Source organism: Bacteroides sp. L10-4 (assembly GCF_013373675.1).
GTDB classification, from domain to species: domain Bacteria; phylum Bacteroidota; class Bacteroidia; order Bacteroidales; family Bacteroidaceae; genus Bacteroides; species Bacteroides muris.
Window position 1 is genome coordinate 1 of sequence record NZ_JABXJH010000041.1, and the last position, 14,782, is coordinate 14,782.

16 protein-coding genes and 2 pseudogenes are annotated in these 14,782 nt (G+C 45.0%); 15 read left to right on the plus strand and 3 right to left on the minus strand.

Annotated elements, in window-relative coordinates; all coding sequences use genetic code 11:
• Positions 1-351: 351 nt before the first annotated feature.
• The 13 genes and pseudogenes from HU824_RS13260 to HU824_RS13320 all read left to right on the plus strand — a co-directional run bounded on the left by HU824_RS13260 (position 352) and on the right by HU824_RS13320 (position 12,883).
• Positions 352-1,302 (plus strand): glycosyltransferase family 4 protein, encoded by a 951-nt coding sequence (locus tag HU824_RS13260; protein WP_176469097.1) that lies wholly within the window; start codon positions 352-354, stop codon positions 1,300-1,302.
• 205 nt (positions 1,303-1,507) lie between these two features.
• Positions 1,508-1,687 (plus strand): annotated as a pseudogene (locus tag HU824_RS13265) (DNA-binding protein); the annotation flags it as partial.
• Positions 1,688-1,783: 96 nt separating this feature from the next.
• Positions 1,784-1,879, plus strand: coding sequence for a smalltalk protein (locus HU824_RS13270; protein ID WP_176469098.1), 96 nt, complete (start codon positions 1,784-1,786; stop codon positions 1,877-1,879).
• A gap of 151 nt (positions 1,880-2,030) precedes the next feature.
• The gene (gene pheT, locus HU824_RS13275) at positions 2,031-4,493 is read left to right on the plus strand and encodes a phenylalanine--tRNA ligase subunit beta (RefSeq protein WP_176469099.1); all 2,463 of its coding nucleotides are present in this window, start codon (positions 2,031-2,033) and stop codon (positions 4,491-4,493) included.
• A 45-nt stretch (positions 4,494-4,538) separates the two neighbouring features.
• Complete coding sequence (locus tag HU824_RS13280; protein ID WP_136010536.1) at positions 4,539-5,276, plus strand: YebC/PmpR family DNA-binding transcriptional regulator; 738 nt, start codon at positions 4,539-4,541, stop codon at positions 5,274-5,276.
• Positions 5,276-5,521 carry a TIGR03905 family TSCPD domain-containing protein gene (locus HU824_RS13285; RefSeq protein ID WP_176469100.1) on the plus strand — a complete coding sequence of 82 codons (246 nt, stop codon included), beginning with the start codon at positions 5,276-5,278 and terminating at the stop codon, positions 5,519-5,521. Before HU824_RS13280 ends, HU824_RS13285 begins: the two co-directional genes overlap by 1 nt.
• Positions 5,522-5,647: 126 nt before the next feature.
• Positions 5,648-6,901: an Nramp family divalent metal transporter gene (locus HU824_RS13290; protein ID WP_176469117.1), complete on the plus strand. Its 1,254-nt coding sequence runs from the start codon at positions 5,648-5,650 to the stop codon at positions 6,899-6,901.
• Positions 6,902-6,942: 41 nt separating this feature from the next.
• Positions 6,943-7,707 carry an exodeoxyribonuclease III gene (locus tag HU824_RS13295; RefSeq protein WP_176469101.1) on the plus strand — a complete coding sequence of 255 codons (765 nt, stop codon included), beginning with the start codon at positions 6,943-6,945 and terminating at the stop codon, positions 7,705-7,707.
• On the plus strand, positions 7,704-8,174 hold the full coding sequence (locus HU824_RS13300) for a C-GCAxxG-C-C family protein (protein WP_022401337.1): 471 nt from the start codon (positions 7,704-7,706) through the stop codon (positions 8,172-8,174). The genes HU824_RS13295 and HU824_RS13300 overlap by 4 nt, the downstream gene beginning before the upstream one ends.
• A gap of 149 nt (positions 8,175-8,323) precedes the next feature.
• Positions 8,324-8,524, plus strand: coding sequence for a winged helix-turn-helix domain-containing protein (locus HU824_RS13305; RefSeq protein WP_136010532.1), 201 nt, complete (start codon positions 8,324-8,326; stop codon positions 8,522-8,524).
• Positions 8,525-8,646: 122 nt separating this feature from the next.
• On the plus strand, positions 8,647-10,428 hold the full coding sequence (gene lepA, locus HU824_RS13310) for a translation elongation factor 4 (protein ID WP_136010531.1): 1,782 nt from the start codon (positions 8,647-8,649) through the stop codon (positions 10,426-10,428).
• Positions 10,429-10,469: 41 nt separating this feature from the next.
• Positions 10,470-11,789 (plus strand): Na+/H+ antiporter NhaA, encoded by a 1,320-nt coding sequence (gene nhaA / locus HU824_RS13315; protein ID WP_176469102.1) that lies wholly within the window; start codon positions 10,470-10,472, stop codon positions 11,787-11,789.
• 182 nt (positions 11,790-11,971) lie between these two features.
• Positions 11,972-12,883, plus strand: a complete 912-nt coding sequence (locus HU824_RS13320) for a PD-(D/E)XK nuclease family transposase (RefSeq protein ID WP_176469103.1) — start codon at positions 11,972-11,974, stop codon at positions 12,881-12,883.
• Here HU824_RS13320 and HU824_RS20055 read toward each other — a convergent pair.
• From HU824_RS20055 to HU824_RS13330, 3 genes and pseudogenes are all read right to left on the minus strand, one after another.
• Positions 12,878-13,029 (minus strand): annotated as a pseudogene (locus tag HU824_RS20055) (endonuclease); the annotation flags it as partial. The gene HU824_RS13320 and the pseudogene HU824_RS20055 overlap by 6 nt on opposite strands.
• A complete protein-coding gene (locus HU824_RS13325; protein ID WP_176469104.1) occupies positions 12,995-13,147 on the minus strand; it encodes a hypothetical protein in 153 nt (50 codons plus the stop codon). The pseudogene HU824_RS20055 and the gene HU824_RS13325, both read right to left, overlap by 35 nt.
• Positions 13,148-13,218: 71 nt before the next feature.
• Positions 13,219-14,184, minus strand: a complete 966-nt coding sequence (locus HU824_RS13330) for a D-2-hydroxyacid dehydrogenase (RefSeq protein WP_136010528.1) — start codon at positions 14,182-14,184, stop codon at positions 13,219-13,221.
• 98 nt (positions 14,185-14,282) lie between these two features.
• On the opposite strand from HU824_RS13330, the gene HU824_RS13335 reads away from it, so the two are divergent.
• Together HU824_RS13335 and HU824_RS13340 are read left to right on the plus strand one after the other, a co-directional pair.
• Positions 14,283-14,480, plus strand: coding sequence for a hypothetical protein (locus HU824_RS13335; protein WP_136010527.1), 198 nt, complete (start codon positions 14,283-14,285; stop codon positions 14,478-14,480).
• Entirely contained in the window at positions 14,477-14,695 is a 219-nt protein-coding gene (locus tag HU824_RS13340) for a DUF5034 domain-containing protein (protein WP_176469105.1), read from the plus strand. Before HU824_RS13335 ends, HU824_RS13340 begins: the two co-directional genes overlap by 4 nt.
• The last annotated feature ends 87 nt before the right edge of the window (positions 14,696-14,782 follow it).

The following is a 14,782-nucleotide window of genomic DNA, read 5'->3' on the forward strand; positions in this document are numbered from 1 at the left end:
GGCTGTCTCCCTGTCGGAAACCCGTTTCCAACGCCAAGCGTTCGGAATCCTTTAATATGATTGATTTGATTTTGCCCATAAGTGCATATTTGAATTTTATGAGGCAAAGGTATCAAAACCTTATGATATAAACCAATTATGAACATCTACTTATTATTAAACAGTTAGTATTTAGTTAAATACAAGGGTATATTGATTTTTTGATTTGAATTTGATTTACTTATCACCAAGCAGTCCCCGGCAATCAATTCAAACCAAGATGTCAAGGTTCTCTCTTTATTTGATGATTCAAAAACTAATGCGATTTTATCGCACCGGTAGTAATTAAGAATTAAATAGGAAAGTACTGTTATGTATTATCTGCTGATATTGGTTCTGCTGTTTCTGGCAGAACTTTTTTATTTTAAGGTGGCTGACAGGTGCAATATCATCGACAAGCCCAATGAACGGAGTTCCCATACGAAAGTGACTTTGCGCGGCGGTGGGATTATCTTCTATTTCGGGGCGTTGGCCTGTTTCCTGACAAGTGGTTTTGAATATCCCTGGTTCCTGCTTGCCTTGACGCTGGTGACGTTCATCAGCTTCGTGGACGATATAAGATCCACGGGACAGATGACACGGCTGCTTTTTCATTTCTCCGCCATGGCGTTGATGTTTTATCAGTGGGGACTTTTCTCCTTGTCGTGGTGGTGGATAGTCATAGCCTTGATAGTCTGTACGGGCATCATCAATGCCTACAACTTTATGGATGGCATTAACGGCATAACCGGCGGTTATTCTCTGGTTGTTCTTGCTGCGTTGGCCTATGTCAATAAAGAGGTGGTGGCTTTTGTGGAAGCGGATTTCATCTATACCGTTATCTGCTCCGTTCTTGTCTTCTGCTTCTTCAATTTCCGCAAGCGTGCCAAGTGCTTTGCGGGTGATGTGGGGTCGGTGAGCATTGCCTTCATCCTTCTCTTCCTGATAGGCAGGCTCATCATCCGGACGGAAGATTTCAGCTGGATAGTCCTTTTATCCGTTTACGGTGTGGATAGTGTGCTGACTATCATCCACCGTCTGATGCTTCACGAGAATATCGGCCTGCCGCATCGCAAGCATATGTATCAGATTATGGCGAATGAGCTGAAGATTCCTCATGTGGTGGTTTCTTCTATTTACATGGCAGTGCAGGCAATCGTCATCGTAGGATATATAATGTGTCTGGATTCAGGCTACCGGTATCTGCTATGTACCATCCTTTTGTTAAGTCTCATTTATGTCTGTTTCATGAGAAGGTATTTTGGATTACATCAATCCATTTGAAATAAGCTTTCCTTTTCTTGATTAAGTTGGCTTGCTTGAACTGATGACTTGTAAATCAATGCTTTAAAACTTATCTCAGAAAACAGCTCCAGCGAGGCTGTTTTCTTTGTTTGCAGGCATATATATCCCCACCTTTGCATTGTTGATCAACAAAACGAGATTAAAAACCATGTTGAATTAAAAATGTAAAAAGGAGAAAGAAAGTATGCCTTTATTTTATTATGCAAGACAGTCGTCTCTGGCGACGAAAGAGGGTGCCAAACTTTGGCATCTGAGTTTGAAGAAAGTGGGAAGGGCTGTGGATGCGCAACAGCTGGCTGAGGTGATTGCCGAGAAGTCTTCATTGACTCCGGGTGATGTACATAATGTAATCCGTAACCTGATGCCGGTGACGGTGCAATTCCGGTGGCGGTTCCGACGGTGACCAGGGAGAGAACCCGTTAGGATAAGATGTATTTACTGATTTTGAAAGATTGAGACTATGAAAAAGAACGTTTGGGACAAGATTTTGAAGGTAGTGATAGCTGTTGCTTCCGCTGTATTGGGAGCTTTAGGCGCCAATGCAATGAATATATAAATGTAGATTTATATAGAATAGTAGGGGAAAGGCGGTGAAGAAAAAGCACTTCATCGCCTTTTTGTTATTTTCTTCATTTATAATTCCCTGCCAACCAAAAAATCTTATTACCTTTGCGGGTCACTTTTGGAAACAATAAAAATATAATGATATGAATATCTCTTATAATTGGTTGAAAGAGTATGTCGATTTCGATTTGACACCGGATGAAGTCGCTGCTGCCTTGACGTCCATCGGACTGGAAACGGGAAGTGTGGAAGAGGTGCAAACCATTAAAGGCGGACTGGAAGGACTGGTCATCGGCGAAGTGCTGACATGCGAAGCTCATCCTAACTCAGACCATATGCACGTCACTACGGTGAACCTGGGACAAGGTGAACCCGTGCAGATTGTATGCGGCGCTCCGAATGTAGCTGCCGGACAGAAGGTGGTAGTGGCCACGTTGGGTACAAAACTGTATGACGGTGACGAATGCTTTACCATCAAGAAATCAAAACTTCGTGGCGTGGAATCTGTCGGCATGATTTGTGCTGAGGATGAAATCGGTATCGGTACGGACCATGCAGGCATCATCGTACTGCCGGAAACAGCTGTTCCGGGTACGCTTGCCAAGGATTATTATAACATCAAGAGCGATTACGTGCTGGAAGTGGACATTACTCCCAACCGCGCCGATGCTTGCTCGCATTATGGGGTGGCACGTGACTTGTATGCCTACTTGATACAGAACGGTAAGCCGGCTACTTTGAAGAAACCTACGGTAGACGCTTTTGCGGTAGAAAATCACGACTTGGATATTAAAGTAACTGTAGAGAACAGCGAAGCATGTCCCCGATATGCCGGCGTTACGGTGAAAGGGGTTACAGTAAAAGAAAGCCCCGAATGGTTGCAGAACAAGTTGCGTATTATCGGCCTGCGTCCTATCAATAATGTGGTGGATATTACCAACTATATCGTCCATGCTTTCGGCCAGCCGCTGCACTGCTTCGATGCGGATAAGATTAAAGGCAGCGAGGTGATTGTAAAGACAATGCCGGAAGGTACACCGTTTGTAACTCTTGACGGTGTGGAACGCAAATTGAACGAACGCGACTTGATGATTTGCAACAAGGAAGAGGCGATGTGCATTGCCGGTGTGTTCGGCGGTCTGGATTCCGGTTCTACGGAAACCACCAAGGATGTGTTCCTTGAAAGCGCCTACTTCCATCCCACATGGGTGCGCAAGACAGCCCGTCGCCATGCGTTGAACACAGATGCTTCTTTCCGTTTTGAAAGAGGTATTGACCCGAATGCCACTATTTACTGCCTGAAGCTGGCTGCTTTGATGGTAAAGGAACTTGCCGGAGGTACTATTTCTTCTGACATAAAAGATGTGTGCGCCGCTCCTGCCAAGGATTTCCGTGTGGAACTTGCTTATGAGAAAGTAAACTCATTGATTGGTAAAGTTATTCCGGTGGATACTGTCAAGAGCATCGTGACAAGTCTGGAAATGAAAATTGTAGACGAGACAGCCGAAGGACTTACACTGGATGTTCCTCCTTACCGTGTGGACGTGCAGCGCGATTGCGATGTGATAGAGGATATCCTGCGCATCTACGGATATAATAATGTAGAGATTCCGACTGCCTTGAAGTCTTGTCTGACTACCAAGGGGGAATATGATAAATCCAACAAATTGCAGAACCTGGTTGCCGAGCAGCTGGTGGGTTGTGGCTTCAATGAGATTCTGAATAACTCATTGACCCGTGCCGCTTACTATGACAACTTGGAGTCTTATCCGTCAAAGAATCTGGTAATGTTGCTGAATCCGTTGAGCGCAGATCTGAATGCCATGCGTCAGACACTGCTTTTCGGTGGATTGGAAAGCATCTCGCACAACGCCAACCGTAAGAATGCAGACCTGAAATTCTTTGAATTCGGTAATTGTTATCACTTCAACGAGGAGAAGAAGAATCCGGAAAAGGTGCTTGCCGCTTATTCCGAAGACTATCATCTTGGTTTGTGGGTGACTGGCAAGAGGGTGACCAACTCATGGGCTCATCCGGATGAGAACAGCTCGGTATATGAGCTGAAGGCATACGTTGAGAATGTCTTTGCCAGATTGGGGCTGCACATGCATGATTTGGTTGTCGGGAATCTGACTGATGACATCTATGCTGCCGGTTTATCCGTACAGACAAGGGGGGGGAAGCTGTTGGCTACTTTCGGTATTGTAACAAAGAAGCTGCTGAAGGCATTCGATATTGACAACGAGGTTTACTACGCCGATTTCAACTGGAAAGAATTGTTGAAGGCCATCCGCAATGTGAAGGTGAGCTATACGGAAATCTCCAAGTTCCCTGCCGTGAAACGTGACTTGGCGTTACTGCTCGACAAGAAAGTGCAGTTTGCGGAAATTGAGAAGATTGCCTACGAGACGGAGAAAAAGCTGCTGAAGGAGGTTTCTCTCTTCGATGTTTATGAGGGTAAGAATCTGGAAGCCGGTAAGAAGAGTTACGCGGTGAGCTTCCTGCTGCAAGATGAGAATGCAACATTGAACGACAAGCAGATTGACAAGATTATGTCCAAACTGGTGAAGAACCTGGAGGACAGGTTGAATGCCAAGCTGCGTTGATTCATTATTCAGAATTTATAATTCATAATTTAAAATACAGTTCCAATGGGAAGAGCATTTGAATATAGAAAAGCTGCCAAATTGAAAAGATGGGGTCACATGGCAAAGACCTTTACAAGACTGGGTAAACAAATTGCTATTGCGGTGAAGGCCGGTGGTCCGGAGCCGGAAAACAACCCGACACTGCGTTCGGTAATCGCTACTTGTAAGCGTGAAAACATGCCGAAGGATAATATTGAACGTGCTATCAAGAATGCGATGGGTAAGGACCAGAGCGACTATAAGGGTATGACCTATGAAGGATACGGTCCTCACGGTGTGGCTGTTTTTGTGGATACGCTGACCGATAACACTACCCGTACGGTAGCCGATGTGCGTTCCGTATTCAACAAGTTCGGCGGTAACTTGGGAACAATGGGTTCACTGGCTTTCTTGTTTGACCATAAGTGTGTATTCACTTTCAAGAAGAAAGACGGCATCGATATGGAAGAACTTATCCTTGACTTGATTGACTATGATGTAGAGGAAGACTTCGAGGAAGATGAAGAAGAAGGCACTATCACTATCTATGGTGACCCGAAGAGCTATGCGGCTATTCAGAAGCATTTGGAAGAATGCGGCTTCGAAGATGTCGGTGGTGAGTTCACTTACATTCCCAATGATATGAAGGATGTAACTTCCGAGCAACGCGAAACTATCGACAAAATGGTGGAACGTCTTGAAGAGTTTGATGATGTGCAGACGGTTTATACCAATATGAAACCGGAAGAAAACGAAGAGTAATGACATATACATACAAGACTCAAGGTACATGTAGCAGTGACATCGAGCTGGATGTGGAAGATGGTATTGTGAAAGAGGTTACTTTTTGGGGTGGATGTAATGGAAACCTGCAAGGACTTTCACGTTTGGTGAAAGATATGCCGGTAGATGCGGTGATTGCCCGTTTGGAAGGAATTCGCTGCGGGAAACGTTCCACTTCCTGCCCCGACCAATTGTGCAAGGCATTGCACGAGATGGGGTATTGAGCCTCCTGCTTGAAAGAATGGACGAGAGCCTCTGACATTGAAAAATGCCAGGGGCTTTTTTTGAACCTAACATGGGTGTATTTGTTATTATTTGAGTATTTTTACGTTCTTAATTAGGCAGACATGATGAGGAATATTTTTAAAGACTTGAAACGGAGAGACCATAAACGCTATCTGGGTGGTCTGGACGTTTTTAAATATATAGGTCCCGGACTGCTGGTGACTGTAGGTTTTATTGACCCGGGAAACTGGGCGTCTAATTTTGCGGCAGGGTCTGAATTTGGTTATTCATTGCTGTGGGTCGTGACTTTATCTACCATTATGCTGATTGTATTGCAACATAATGTGGCGCATTTGGGAATTGTAACCGGCTTGTGCTTGTCTGAAGCCGCTACCAAATATACTCCTTCTTGGGTGTCGCGTCCCATATTGGGTACGGCGGTGCTGGCTTCGATCTCGACTTCGCTGGCAGAGATATTGGGAGGTGCCATCGCTTTGCAGATGTTGTTTGGCATTCCAATTGTATGGGGCTCTATTTTGACTACCGTATTTGTAGTCGTCATGCTTTTCACTAATTCCTACAAGAAGATAGAACGTTCTATCATTGCTTTTGTTTCGGTCATCGGGCTTTCCTTTATCTATGAGCTGTTTCTGGTGAAGATAGATTGGCCGTTGGCTATACAAGGGTGGGTGACACCCTCGTTCCCGCATGGAAGCATGTTGATTATCATGAGTGTGCTCGGTGCGGTGGTGATGCCGCATAATCTGTTTTTGCATTCGGAGGTGATACAGAGCCACGAATATAACAAGAAAGATGATGCGTCCATCCGCAAAGTGCTGAAATATGAATTGTTCGACACTTTGTTTTCCATGATTGTGGGGTGGGCCATTAATAGTGCCATGATACTGCTGGCTGCGGCAACTTTCTTTAAAAGCGGTATTCAGGTGGAAGAGTTGCAGCAGGCAAAATCTTTGCTGGAACCGTTGTTGGGGAGCGGTGCTGCCGTGGTTTTTGCATTGGCATTACTGATGGCAGGTGTATCTTCCACGATAACCAGCGGTATGGCGGCAGGTTCTATCTTTGCCGGTATTTTTGGAGAATCCTATCATATTAAAGACAGTCACTCGCAGGTGGGTGTGATTTTGTCACTGGGTATTGCACTGCTGCTGATTTTCTTTATCGGAAACCCGTTCAAGGGGTTGTTGATTTCGCAGATGATATTGAGTATCCAGTTACCGTTCACGGTCTTTCTGCAAGTAGGGCTGACTTCTTCACGTAAAGTGATGGGGCAGTATGTAAACAGTAAATGGAGCACGTTTGTACTTTACGCCATTGCTGCGGTGGTTACTGTGTTGAATATCATGCTGCTGGTATCCTAGTTGACATCTTGAATAATTCATTTTTAAGAAATCAAATAAGTATGAAGATTATTACATATAATGTAAATGGGTTACGGGCTGCCGTGACAAAAGGTTTTTCCGAGTGGCTGGCACAAGAGCGGCCCGATGTACTTTGTTTGCAGGAAACGAAACTGCAACCGGAACAGTATCCGGCAGAAGCGCTGGATGCTTTGGGGTATAAACATTATCTGTATTCTGCACAGAAGAAGGGGTATAGTGGAGTCGCTATTCTGAGCAAGCAGGAACCGGACTATGTGGAATATGGTATGGGTATCGAAGAATACGATAGCGAAGGGCGTTTTATTCGTGCCGACTTCGGTGATGTGTCCGTCGTGAGTGTTTATCATCCTTCCGGTACCAGCGGTGATGAACGTCAGGCTTTTAAGATGGTCTGGTTGGAGAAATTCCAGGAATATGTATTGGAGCTGAAGCGTACGCGTCCTAAACTCATTCTTTGTGGTGATTATAATATCTGCCATGAGGCAATAGACATTCATGACCCTATCAGGAATGCCACCAGCAGTGGCTTTTTGCCTGAAGAGCGAGAGTGGATGACGCGCTTTCTCAATGCAGGATTCATTGATTCCTTCCGTTGGCTTCATCCCGACAAGCAGGAATATACGTGGTGGAGCTATCGTTTTAATTCACGTGCCAAGAACAAAGGGTGGCGTATTGATTATTGCATGGTGAGCGAACCGGTGCGTCCGATGTTGAAGGAGGCGAGAATATTGGGTGACGTTGTTCATTCAGACCATTGCCCGATGTTACTGGAAATTACAGAATGATTATGGAAACAAAAGACAGAATAGAAAAAGCTGTGGAGCTTTTCAAGAGCGGCTATAACTGTTCGCAGTCGGTGGTGGGAGCTTTTGCAGATATGTACGGTTTTACCGAAGAGCAGGCTTTCCGGATGTCTGCCTCTTTTGGTGGTGGCATAGGTCGTATGAGGCAGACATGCGGTGCTGCGTGCGGCATGTTCCTATTGGCCGGATTGGAAAAAGGAGCTGTGGAAGGCAAGGATCGTGAAGGTAAGGCGGCAAACTATGCATTGGTGCAGGAGCTGGCTGCTGAGTTCAAGAAGCGGAACGGCTCTTTGATATGTGCTGAACTGTTAGGATTGAGAAAACCGGAAGGTTCGTCCGTTCCGGAAGCCCGTACCGAGCAGTATTATGCTAAACGCCCGTGTGCTAGGATGGTTGAGGTGGCTGCCCAAATTTGGACTGAATACTTGGAAAAAACGTCCTCAAAGTAAGAAAATGGAACTTTTTCAATTTCTTGAACTAAAAAAGTGCCTAATAATGTGTTGTATAACATAATTATGGCTATCTTTGCCGCCATATAAAAACACCGACATCTCTATGCTTGGAGATGAAGGTGACGTTTAACTAAAAGCAAATAGAAATGTTGAAAGAAAAAGCTGGTATTGTTGCAGGACAGATTTGGACTGTACTGAATGGCACAGATGGTTTGACTCACAAGCAAATCAAGAAAGCAACCAAGCTGATTGACAAAGATTTATTCTTGGGATTGGGCTGGTTGTTAAGAGAAGACAAGGTCTCTACTTCTGAAGTGGAAGGCGAATTGTTCGTAAAGTTGAACTAAGCGGGGAATTAACTGGAATTTTATAAAAAGATGCGTTGGTACATGAATATGTTATCAACGCGTTTTTTTTTTGCTCTGTTTTCACTATCTTTGTGCACCCGATTAATAGATAGTTATTGACAATGAAGAATATACGGAATTTTTGCATTATTGCTCATATTGACCACGGTAAATCAACCTTGGCAGACCGTCTGCTGGAATTTACCAATACTATACAAGTAACTAACGGACAGATGCTGGATGACATGGACCTTGAGAAGGAAAGGGGTATCACCATCAAGAGTCATGCCATACAAATGGAGTATACATATAAAGGCGAAAAGTATATTCTGAACTTGATAGACACTCCGGGACATGTGGACTTCTCGTACGAGGTATCACGTTCTATCGCCGCTTGTGAAGGGGCACTGCTTATTGTAGATGCTTCGCAGGGAGTGCAGGCACAGACTATTTCGAATCTATATATGGCCATTGAGCATGATTTGGAGATTATTCCGGTCATCAACAAATGTGACATGGCAAGCGCTATGCCTGAGGAAGTGGAGGACGAAATCGTTGAACTGCTGGGCTGCAAGCGTGATGAGATTATCCGTGCTTCCGGCAAAACGGGCATGGGAGTGGAAGAAATCCTGGCTGCAGTCATTGAGCGTATCCCTCATCCGGAGGGTGACGAGGAAGCTCCGTTGCAGGCGTTGATTTTCGATTCTGTCTTTAATTCTTTCCGTGGTATCATTGCATATTTCAAGATAGTGAATGGCGTAATCCGTAAAGGGGATAAAGTGAAATTCTTCAATACGGGTAAGGAATATGATGCAGATGAGATTGGAGTACTCAAGATGGAAATGATGCCACGTCCGGAGTTGCGTACGGGAGATGTGGGCTACATCATCTCGGGTATCAAAACCTCTAAGGAAGTGAAAGTAGGTGATACGATTACGCATATTGCCCGTCCTTGCGAAGAGGCCATTGCTGGTTTTGAGGAAGTGAAGCCGATGGTTTTTGCCGGTGTGTACCCTATCGAGGCTGAAGATTTCGAGGATTTGCGCTCTTCTTTGGAGAAGTTGCAGCTGAATGATGCTTCGCTGACTTTCCAGCCTGAGTCTTCATTAGCTTTGGGCTTTGGTTTCCGGTGTGGTTTTCTCGGATTGCTCCACATGGAGATTGTGCAGGAACGCCTTGACCGTGAATTTGACATGAATGTTATCACCACCGTGCCCAACGTTTCCTACAATGTCTATGACAAGCAGGGAAATATGACTGAGGTGCATAATCCCGGCAGCATGCCGGATCCTACTATGATAGACCGTATTGAGGAGCCCTATATCCGCGCCTCGGTGATTACCACTACTGATTATATCGGTCCTATCATGACTCTTTGTTTGGGCAAGCGTGGCGAGCTGGTGAAGCAGGAATATATTTCCGGTAACCGTGTGGAAATATATTATGATATGCCTCTTGGCGAAATAGTCATCGATTTCTATGATAAATTGAAGAGTATCTCCAAGGGATATGCCTCTTTTGACTATCATCCCCACGGCTTCCGCCCTTCCAAACTGGTGAAGCTGGATATTTTGCTGAACGGTGAGCCGGTGGATGCTCTTTCTACCTTGACGCACTTTGACAATGCCTACGAATTGGGACGCCGGATGTGCGAGAAGTTAAAGGATTTGATTCCGAGACAGCAGTTCGATATCGCCATTCAGGCTGCTATTGGTGCCAAGATTATTTCCCGGGAAACGATTAAAGCTGTTCGTAAGGATGTAACAGCCAAATGTTATGGCGGTGATGTGAGCCGTAAACGAAAATTGCTTGAAAAACAGAAAAGAGGTAAGAAACGAATGAAACAGATTGGTAATGTAGAGGTACCTCAGAAAGCGTTCTTGGCAGTGCTGAAGCTGGATTGATGTCGGAAGGATGAAATCTTAAATCAAATATAAACTTCTTTATGATTATTTTACGTACTGTGAAAGACTTCTCGTCACTGAATATAGTGGCGAGCATCTTGCTGTTTTTGATGGCTATTTTGGCGGCCGTTATTGCTAATTCACCGATGGCTCCATTATATCAGGGCTTTCTTTTACAGGAACTGCATTTGCGTATCGGAGACTTTAATTTGTTCTCCCATGGCGGTCATCCGTTGAGAATGGTTGAGTTTATAAATGACTGCTTGATGACTGTTTTCTTTCTGGCCGTGGGATTAGAGATAAAGCGGGAACTGCTGGTTGGTGAACTTTCTTCCTTTCGTAAGGCCTCTTTGCCCTTTGTAGCGGCGTGTGGCGGTATGTTGCTGCCGGTCATTGTCTATTCACTTCTGGTCGTTCAGGGCACTCCGGGAACGCGCGGTATGGCTATACCGATGGCTACGGATATTGCTTTTTCATTGGGGGTACTCAGTCTGCTGGGTAAGCGAGTGCCTTTGAGTCTGAAAATCTTTTTGACGGCATTTGCAGTAGTCGATGATATTGGAGGCATTCTGGTTATTGCTATTTTTTATAGTTCCGAGGTGGCTTATGGATACCTTATTGTAGCTGCAGTCCTTTATTTCTTCCTTTACTGTATGGGGAGATTCGGTATGACACAGAAAATATTATTCCTGCTTATCGGGGTGATTATTTGGTATTTGTTCCTTCAGTCGGGCATTCACAGCACTATTTCCGGAGTGATACTGGCCTTTGTAATACCGGCCCGTCCCCGTTTGGATGCCGGGAAATATATTAAACGCATCCGCGATATAATCGGTGATTTTCCAGTTTCAAAATCAGATAATATTATATTGACTAATGAGCAGATTGCCATTCTAAAACAAGTGGAACGCGCTTCTGATTATGTGATTAGTCCCTTACAATCTTTGGAAGACAATTTGCATGGTACGGTGAACTTTGTGATACTACCGCTCTTTGCTTTTGCCAATGCCGGTGTGGTGCTCAACGGGGGCAGTGGTGTTGTTGGAGCTGTTAGTATAGCCGTGGCTGCAGGATTGCTTCTTGGCAAGTTTGTCGGTATTTTTCTGTTTACTTGGCTGGCGGTCAAGAGCGGTTTGTCCTCGATGCCTCCGGGAATGAATTGGAGAAGTGTGGCCGGAGTGTCCTTGTTGGGTGGTATTGGTTTTACAGTATCCTTATTTATTGCCAATCTTTCTTTTGCAGGAGAATATCCGGATTTGCTCAACCAAGCGAAGTTTGGTGTATTGCTGGGAACGACTGTTGCCGGTATATCGGGATATATGGTATTGAATGCGATATTGCCGAAAGTTAAGGACAAATAAAGTTCTCTTTCGGGTACTGAACGAGGAATCGGTTCTCTAGGGATATTCAGTAAATCCCTTGAAGAATAGCTGGCATATGTAAATGATTCAAGAAACCGTATTCTCTGTTACAGAAACAGAAGAAATAGTCTATTATTCTTGAAAAACATTCGTATCTTTGTCTTCTAAAAAATAATTAACTGATGGAAGAATTGCAAGATAGGTATATCCGCTTCGACTGGGCCATTAAACGTTTATTGCGGCAGAAGGCCAATTTTGGTGTGCTTGAAGGTTTCCTTACTGTATTTCTGGGTGAAAAAATCACGATTATCGAAATACTGGAAAGTGAAGGAAATCAGCAGACTGCCGATGACAAGTTCAACCGTGTTGACATCAAGGCACGCAACAGTAAGGACGAGATTATCATCATCGAAATACAGAATACCCGTGAACTCTATTATTTGGAACGTATCCTTTATGGAGTGGCAAAGGCTATCACCGAACATATCTCGTTGGGTGATACTTACTATAAGGTGAAGAAAATCTACTCCATCAGTATCCTCTACTTTGACATAGGACAAGGAAGCGATTTCTTGTATCATGGGCAGAATAACTTTGTAGGTGTACATACCGGTGACCAGTTGCAGGTAAATGTTAAGGAGCGTAATGCCATTGTTCCCCGTATGCCCGCCGAAATTTTCCCAGAATATATTCTTATCCGCGTAAACGAGTTTGATCAAGTGGCTACTACTCCGTTGAATGAATGGATGAAGTACCTGAAAGACGGAACTATTCGTCCTGATACTACTGCTCCCGGACTTGGAGAGGCTCGCGAGAAGCTGAAATATTACTCTATGAACGTTCAAGAACGAAGGGCGTATGATGAACATTTGAATGCAGTCATGATTCAAAACGATGTGCTCGATTCTGCCAAACTGGAAGGAAGAATAGAAGGTCTTGCAGAAGGTCGTGCAGAAGGTCGTGCAGAGGGTCGTGCAGAAGGTCGTGCAGAAGGTATAAAGATAATGGCTCGCAATCTGAAAGCGGCAGGTCTTTCTGCAGAGGCTATTAGCAAGGCGTCCGGTCTAACTCTAGAAGAAATAGACCGTTTATAGCCTTTTAAAAAGTTCCACCTCCATAACCACCGGATTGTGGTCACTGCATGAATCTAGGTTTGGAGAATAATATTTGATGCTTTTCAGACTGGGAGAGTAGAAAAGATGCAGTCAATATACAGCATGCGCTTGGCATAGCGGTAAGTGCACTTGTGTATGTTGTAGGCGGAATTGAAAAGCCACCGCTATGGTGATGGCAATCAGGATGAATATCACTGCTATCAGACGGATATAGAACAGACCTTTGATGGCAGATGTTCCCATAGCGTTGGCTGTTTGTTTTGTTAGGGGAAAAAGGTATGAAAGTATAGGGATGCTTCCATTATAATCCACGCCTACTTATTCACTACATTCACAGGCTTACCGTCTTGATAGGCCTTTATATTTTCGAGCATAACTTGCATGAGGCGTTCGCGTGCGGCGGTGCTTGCCCAAGCTATGTGCGGGGTGATGTAGCAGTTACGGGCAGAGAGTAAAGGATTGTTGGCACAAGGAGGCTCTTGTGAGAGTACGTCCACTCCGGCGGCGTAGATGGTTCCGTTGTTCAAGGCATCGGCAAGGTCTTGTTCGTTGATGAGCAGACCGCGTCCGGTGTTGATTAGGATAGCCGTAGGCTTCATCAGGCGGAGGCGTTCTGCATTCACCATTTCGCGGGTGGCATCGGTGAGGGGACAATGCAGGCTAACGATGTCGCATTCATGGAACAGTTCGTTCAGTTCCATCTTGCGGATTTCGGGAGGAAGCTGGAAATTGGTCTTGGAAGTGTAGGCGCACACCTTCATGCCGAAGCCAATGGCGATGCGGGCAGTGGAGAAACCGGTGTGTCCCAAGCCTACAATGCCGAGTTTTTTTTCACGCAGTTCGATGAGTGGAGTGTCCCAGAAGCAGAAGTCTTTGCTTGCCGTCCAGCGTCCTTGATGCACTTCTTCGGAGTGGTGCTGCACTTGCTGGGCGATGTTCAGAATGTGGGCAAAGACCATTTGGGCAACCGAGTCGGTGCTATAGGCAGGGATGTTGGTGACGATGATGCCATGTTCTTTGGCAGCGGCGGTGTCTACAATGTTATATCCGGTGGCAAGCACACCGATGTACTTCAATTCGGGCAGTGCAGCCATGTGTTCGGAAGTGAGCACGGTTTTATTGGTCAGCAGGATTTCTGCACTGGCAGCGCGTTCCAATACTTCTCCGGGAGCGGTACGGTCGTAGATGCTACATTCACCCAAAGCTTGCAATTCGTCCCAGCAAAGGTCGCCGGGGTTGGCGGCATACCCGTCTAATACGACTATTTTTTTGTTTTCCATTCTTCTTGAATATTAATTGTTCGCGCAAATTTAGGGAAAAGAATTAGTATAGTATACATAAATCCATTACATTTGTGTAAATGTAATATTGAAAATGTATGAGAAGCACAATCTTTTCTTTTTTCGGAATACTTTCTTTTTGCCTTTTGCTCTTACTGACTGCCATGAAGTGTGAAGAAGATGAAGAGGTGCTTCCTCCTGTTTTGGCGGATGTGGTTGGCGTGCGATTGGTGTTGCTGGATAATAGCGGGCATGCTCCTGAACCGATAACCGCTGCCCCAAGGAGGCCTACATGATGAAGGTGGTACCGGAGGTGAAGGCCATTTCGGAAGAAACTGCCGACGATATCTGGCATTGTCAGTTGAACCGTCCGATTACAGCTATCCGTATAGTGACCTTGACGGATTTCAATGAAGAATATCCTGCCGGAAGCGATATATATCCTTTATTCTACCGTTCTTATTCTCCCGCTCCGATTGATTCTCCCGTTGACTATCTACATGATTTCTAGTTTGTTCTGCTGACTTATCCCAAGGCCGGTACTTACCGTTTTCGCGTTGAGCTTGAGCTAGGAAAAGATGGGAATGAGGAGAACGGA

Bases quoted from the DNA above. Each gene is read 5' to 3' on its own strand.
- HU824_RS13290 (WP_176469117.1), top strand. From the start codon at position 5,648: ATGAGGAATATTTTTAAAGACTTGAAACGGAGAGACCATAAACGCTAT.
- HU824_RS13330 (WP_136010528.1), bottom strand. From the start codon at position 14,184: ATGGAAAACAAAAAAATAGTCGTATTAGACGGGTATGCCGCCAACCCC.
- HU824_RS13285 (WP_176469100.1), top strand. From the start codon at position 5,276: ATGACATATACATACAAGACTCAAGGTACATGTAGCAGTGACATCGAG.
- HU824_RS13295 (WP_176469101.1), top strand. From the start codon at position 6,943: ATGAAGATTATTACATATAATGTAAATGGGTTACGGGCTGCCGTGACA.
- pheT (WP_176469099.1), top strand. From the start codon at position 2,031: ATGAATATCTCTTATAATTGGTTGAAAGAGTATGTCGATTTCGATTTG.
- HU824_RS13320 (WP_176469103.1), top strand. From the start codon at position 11,972: ATGGAAGAATTGCAAGATAGGTATATCCGCTTCGACTGGGCCATTAAA.
- HU824_RS13305 (WP_136010532.1), top strand. From the start codon at position 8,324: ATGTTGAAAGAAAAAGCTGGTATTGTTGCAGGACAGATTTGGACTGTA.
- HU824_RS13260 (WP_176469097.1), top strand. From the start codon at position 352: ATGTATTATCTGCTGATATTGGTTCTGCTGTTTCTGGCAGAACTTTTT.
- HU824_RS13340 (WP_176469105.1), top strand. From the start codon at position 14,477: ATGATGAAGGTGGTACCGGAGGTGAAGGCCATTTCGGAAGAAACTGCC.
- HU824_RS13270 (WP_176469098.1), top strand. From the start codon at position 1,784: ATGAAAAAGAACGTTTGGGACAAGATTTTGAAGGTAGTGATAGCTGTT.
- HU824_RS13300 (WP_022401337.1), top strand. From the start codon at position 7,704: ATGATTATGGAAACAAAAGACAGAATAGAAAAAGCTGTGGAGCTTTTC.
- HU824_RS13325 (WP_176469104.1), bottom strand. From the start codon at position 13,147: ATGGGAACATCTGCCATCAAAGGTCTGTTCTATATCCGTCTGATAGCA.
- lepA (WP_136010531.1), top strand. From the start codon at position 8,647: ATGAAGAATATACGGAATTTTTGCATTATTGCTCATATTGACCACGGT.
- nhaA (WP_176469102.1), top strand. From the start codon at position 10,470: ATGATTATTTTACGTACTGTGAAAGACTTCTCGTCACTGAATATAGTG.
- HU824_RS13280 (WP_136010536.1), top strand. From the start codon at position 4,539: ATGGGAAGAGCATTTGAATATAGAAAAGCTGCCAAATTGAAAAGATGG.
- HU824_RS13335 (WP_136010527.1), top strand. From the start codon at position 14,283: ATGAGAAGCACAATCTTTTCTTTTTTCGGAATACTTTCTTTTTGCCTT.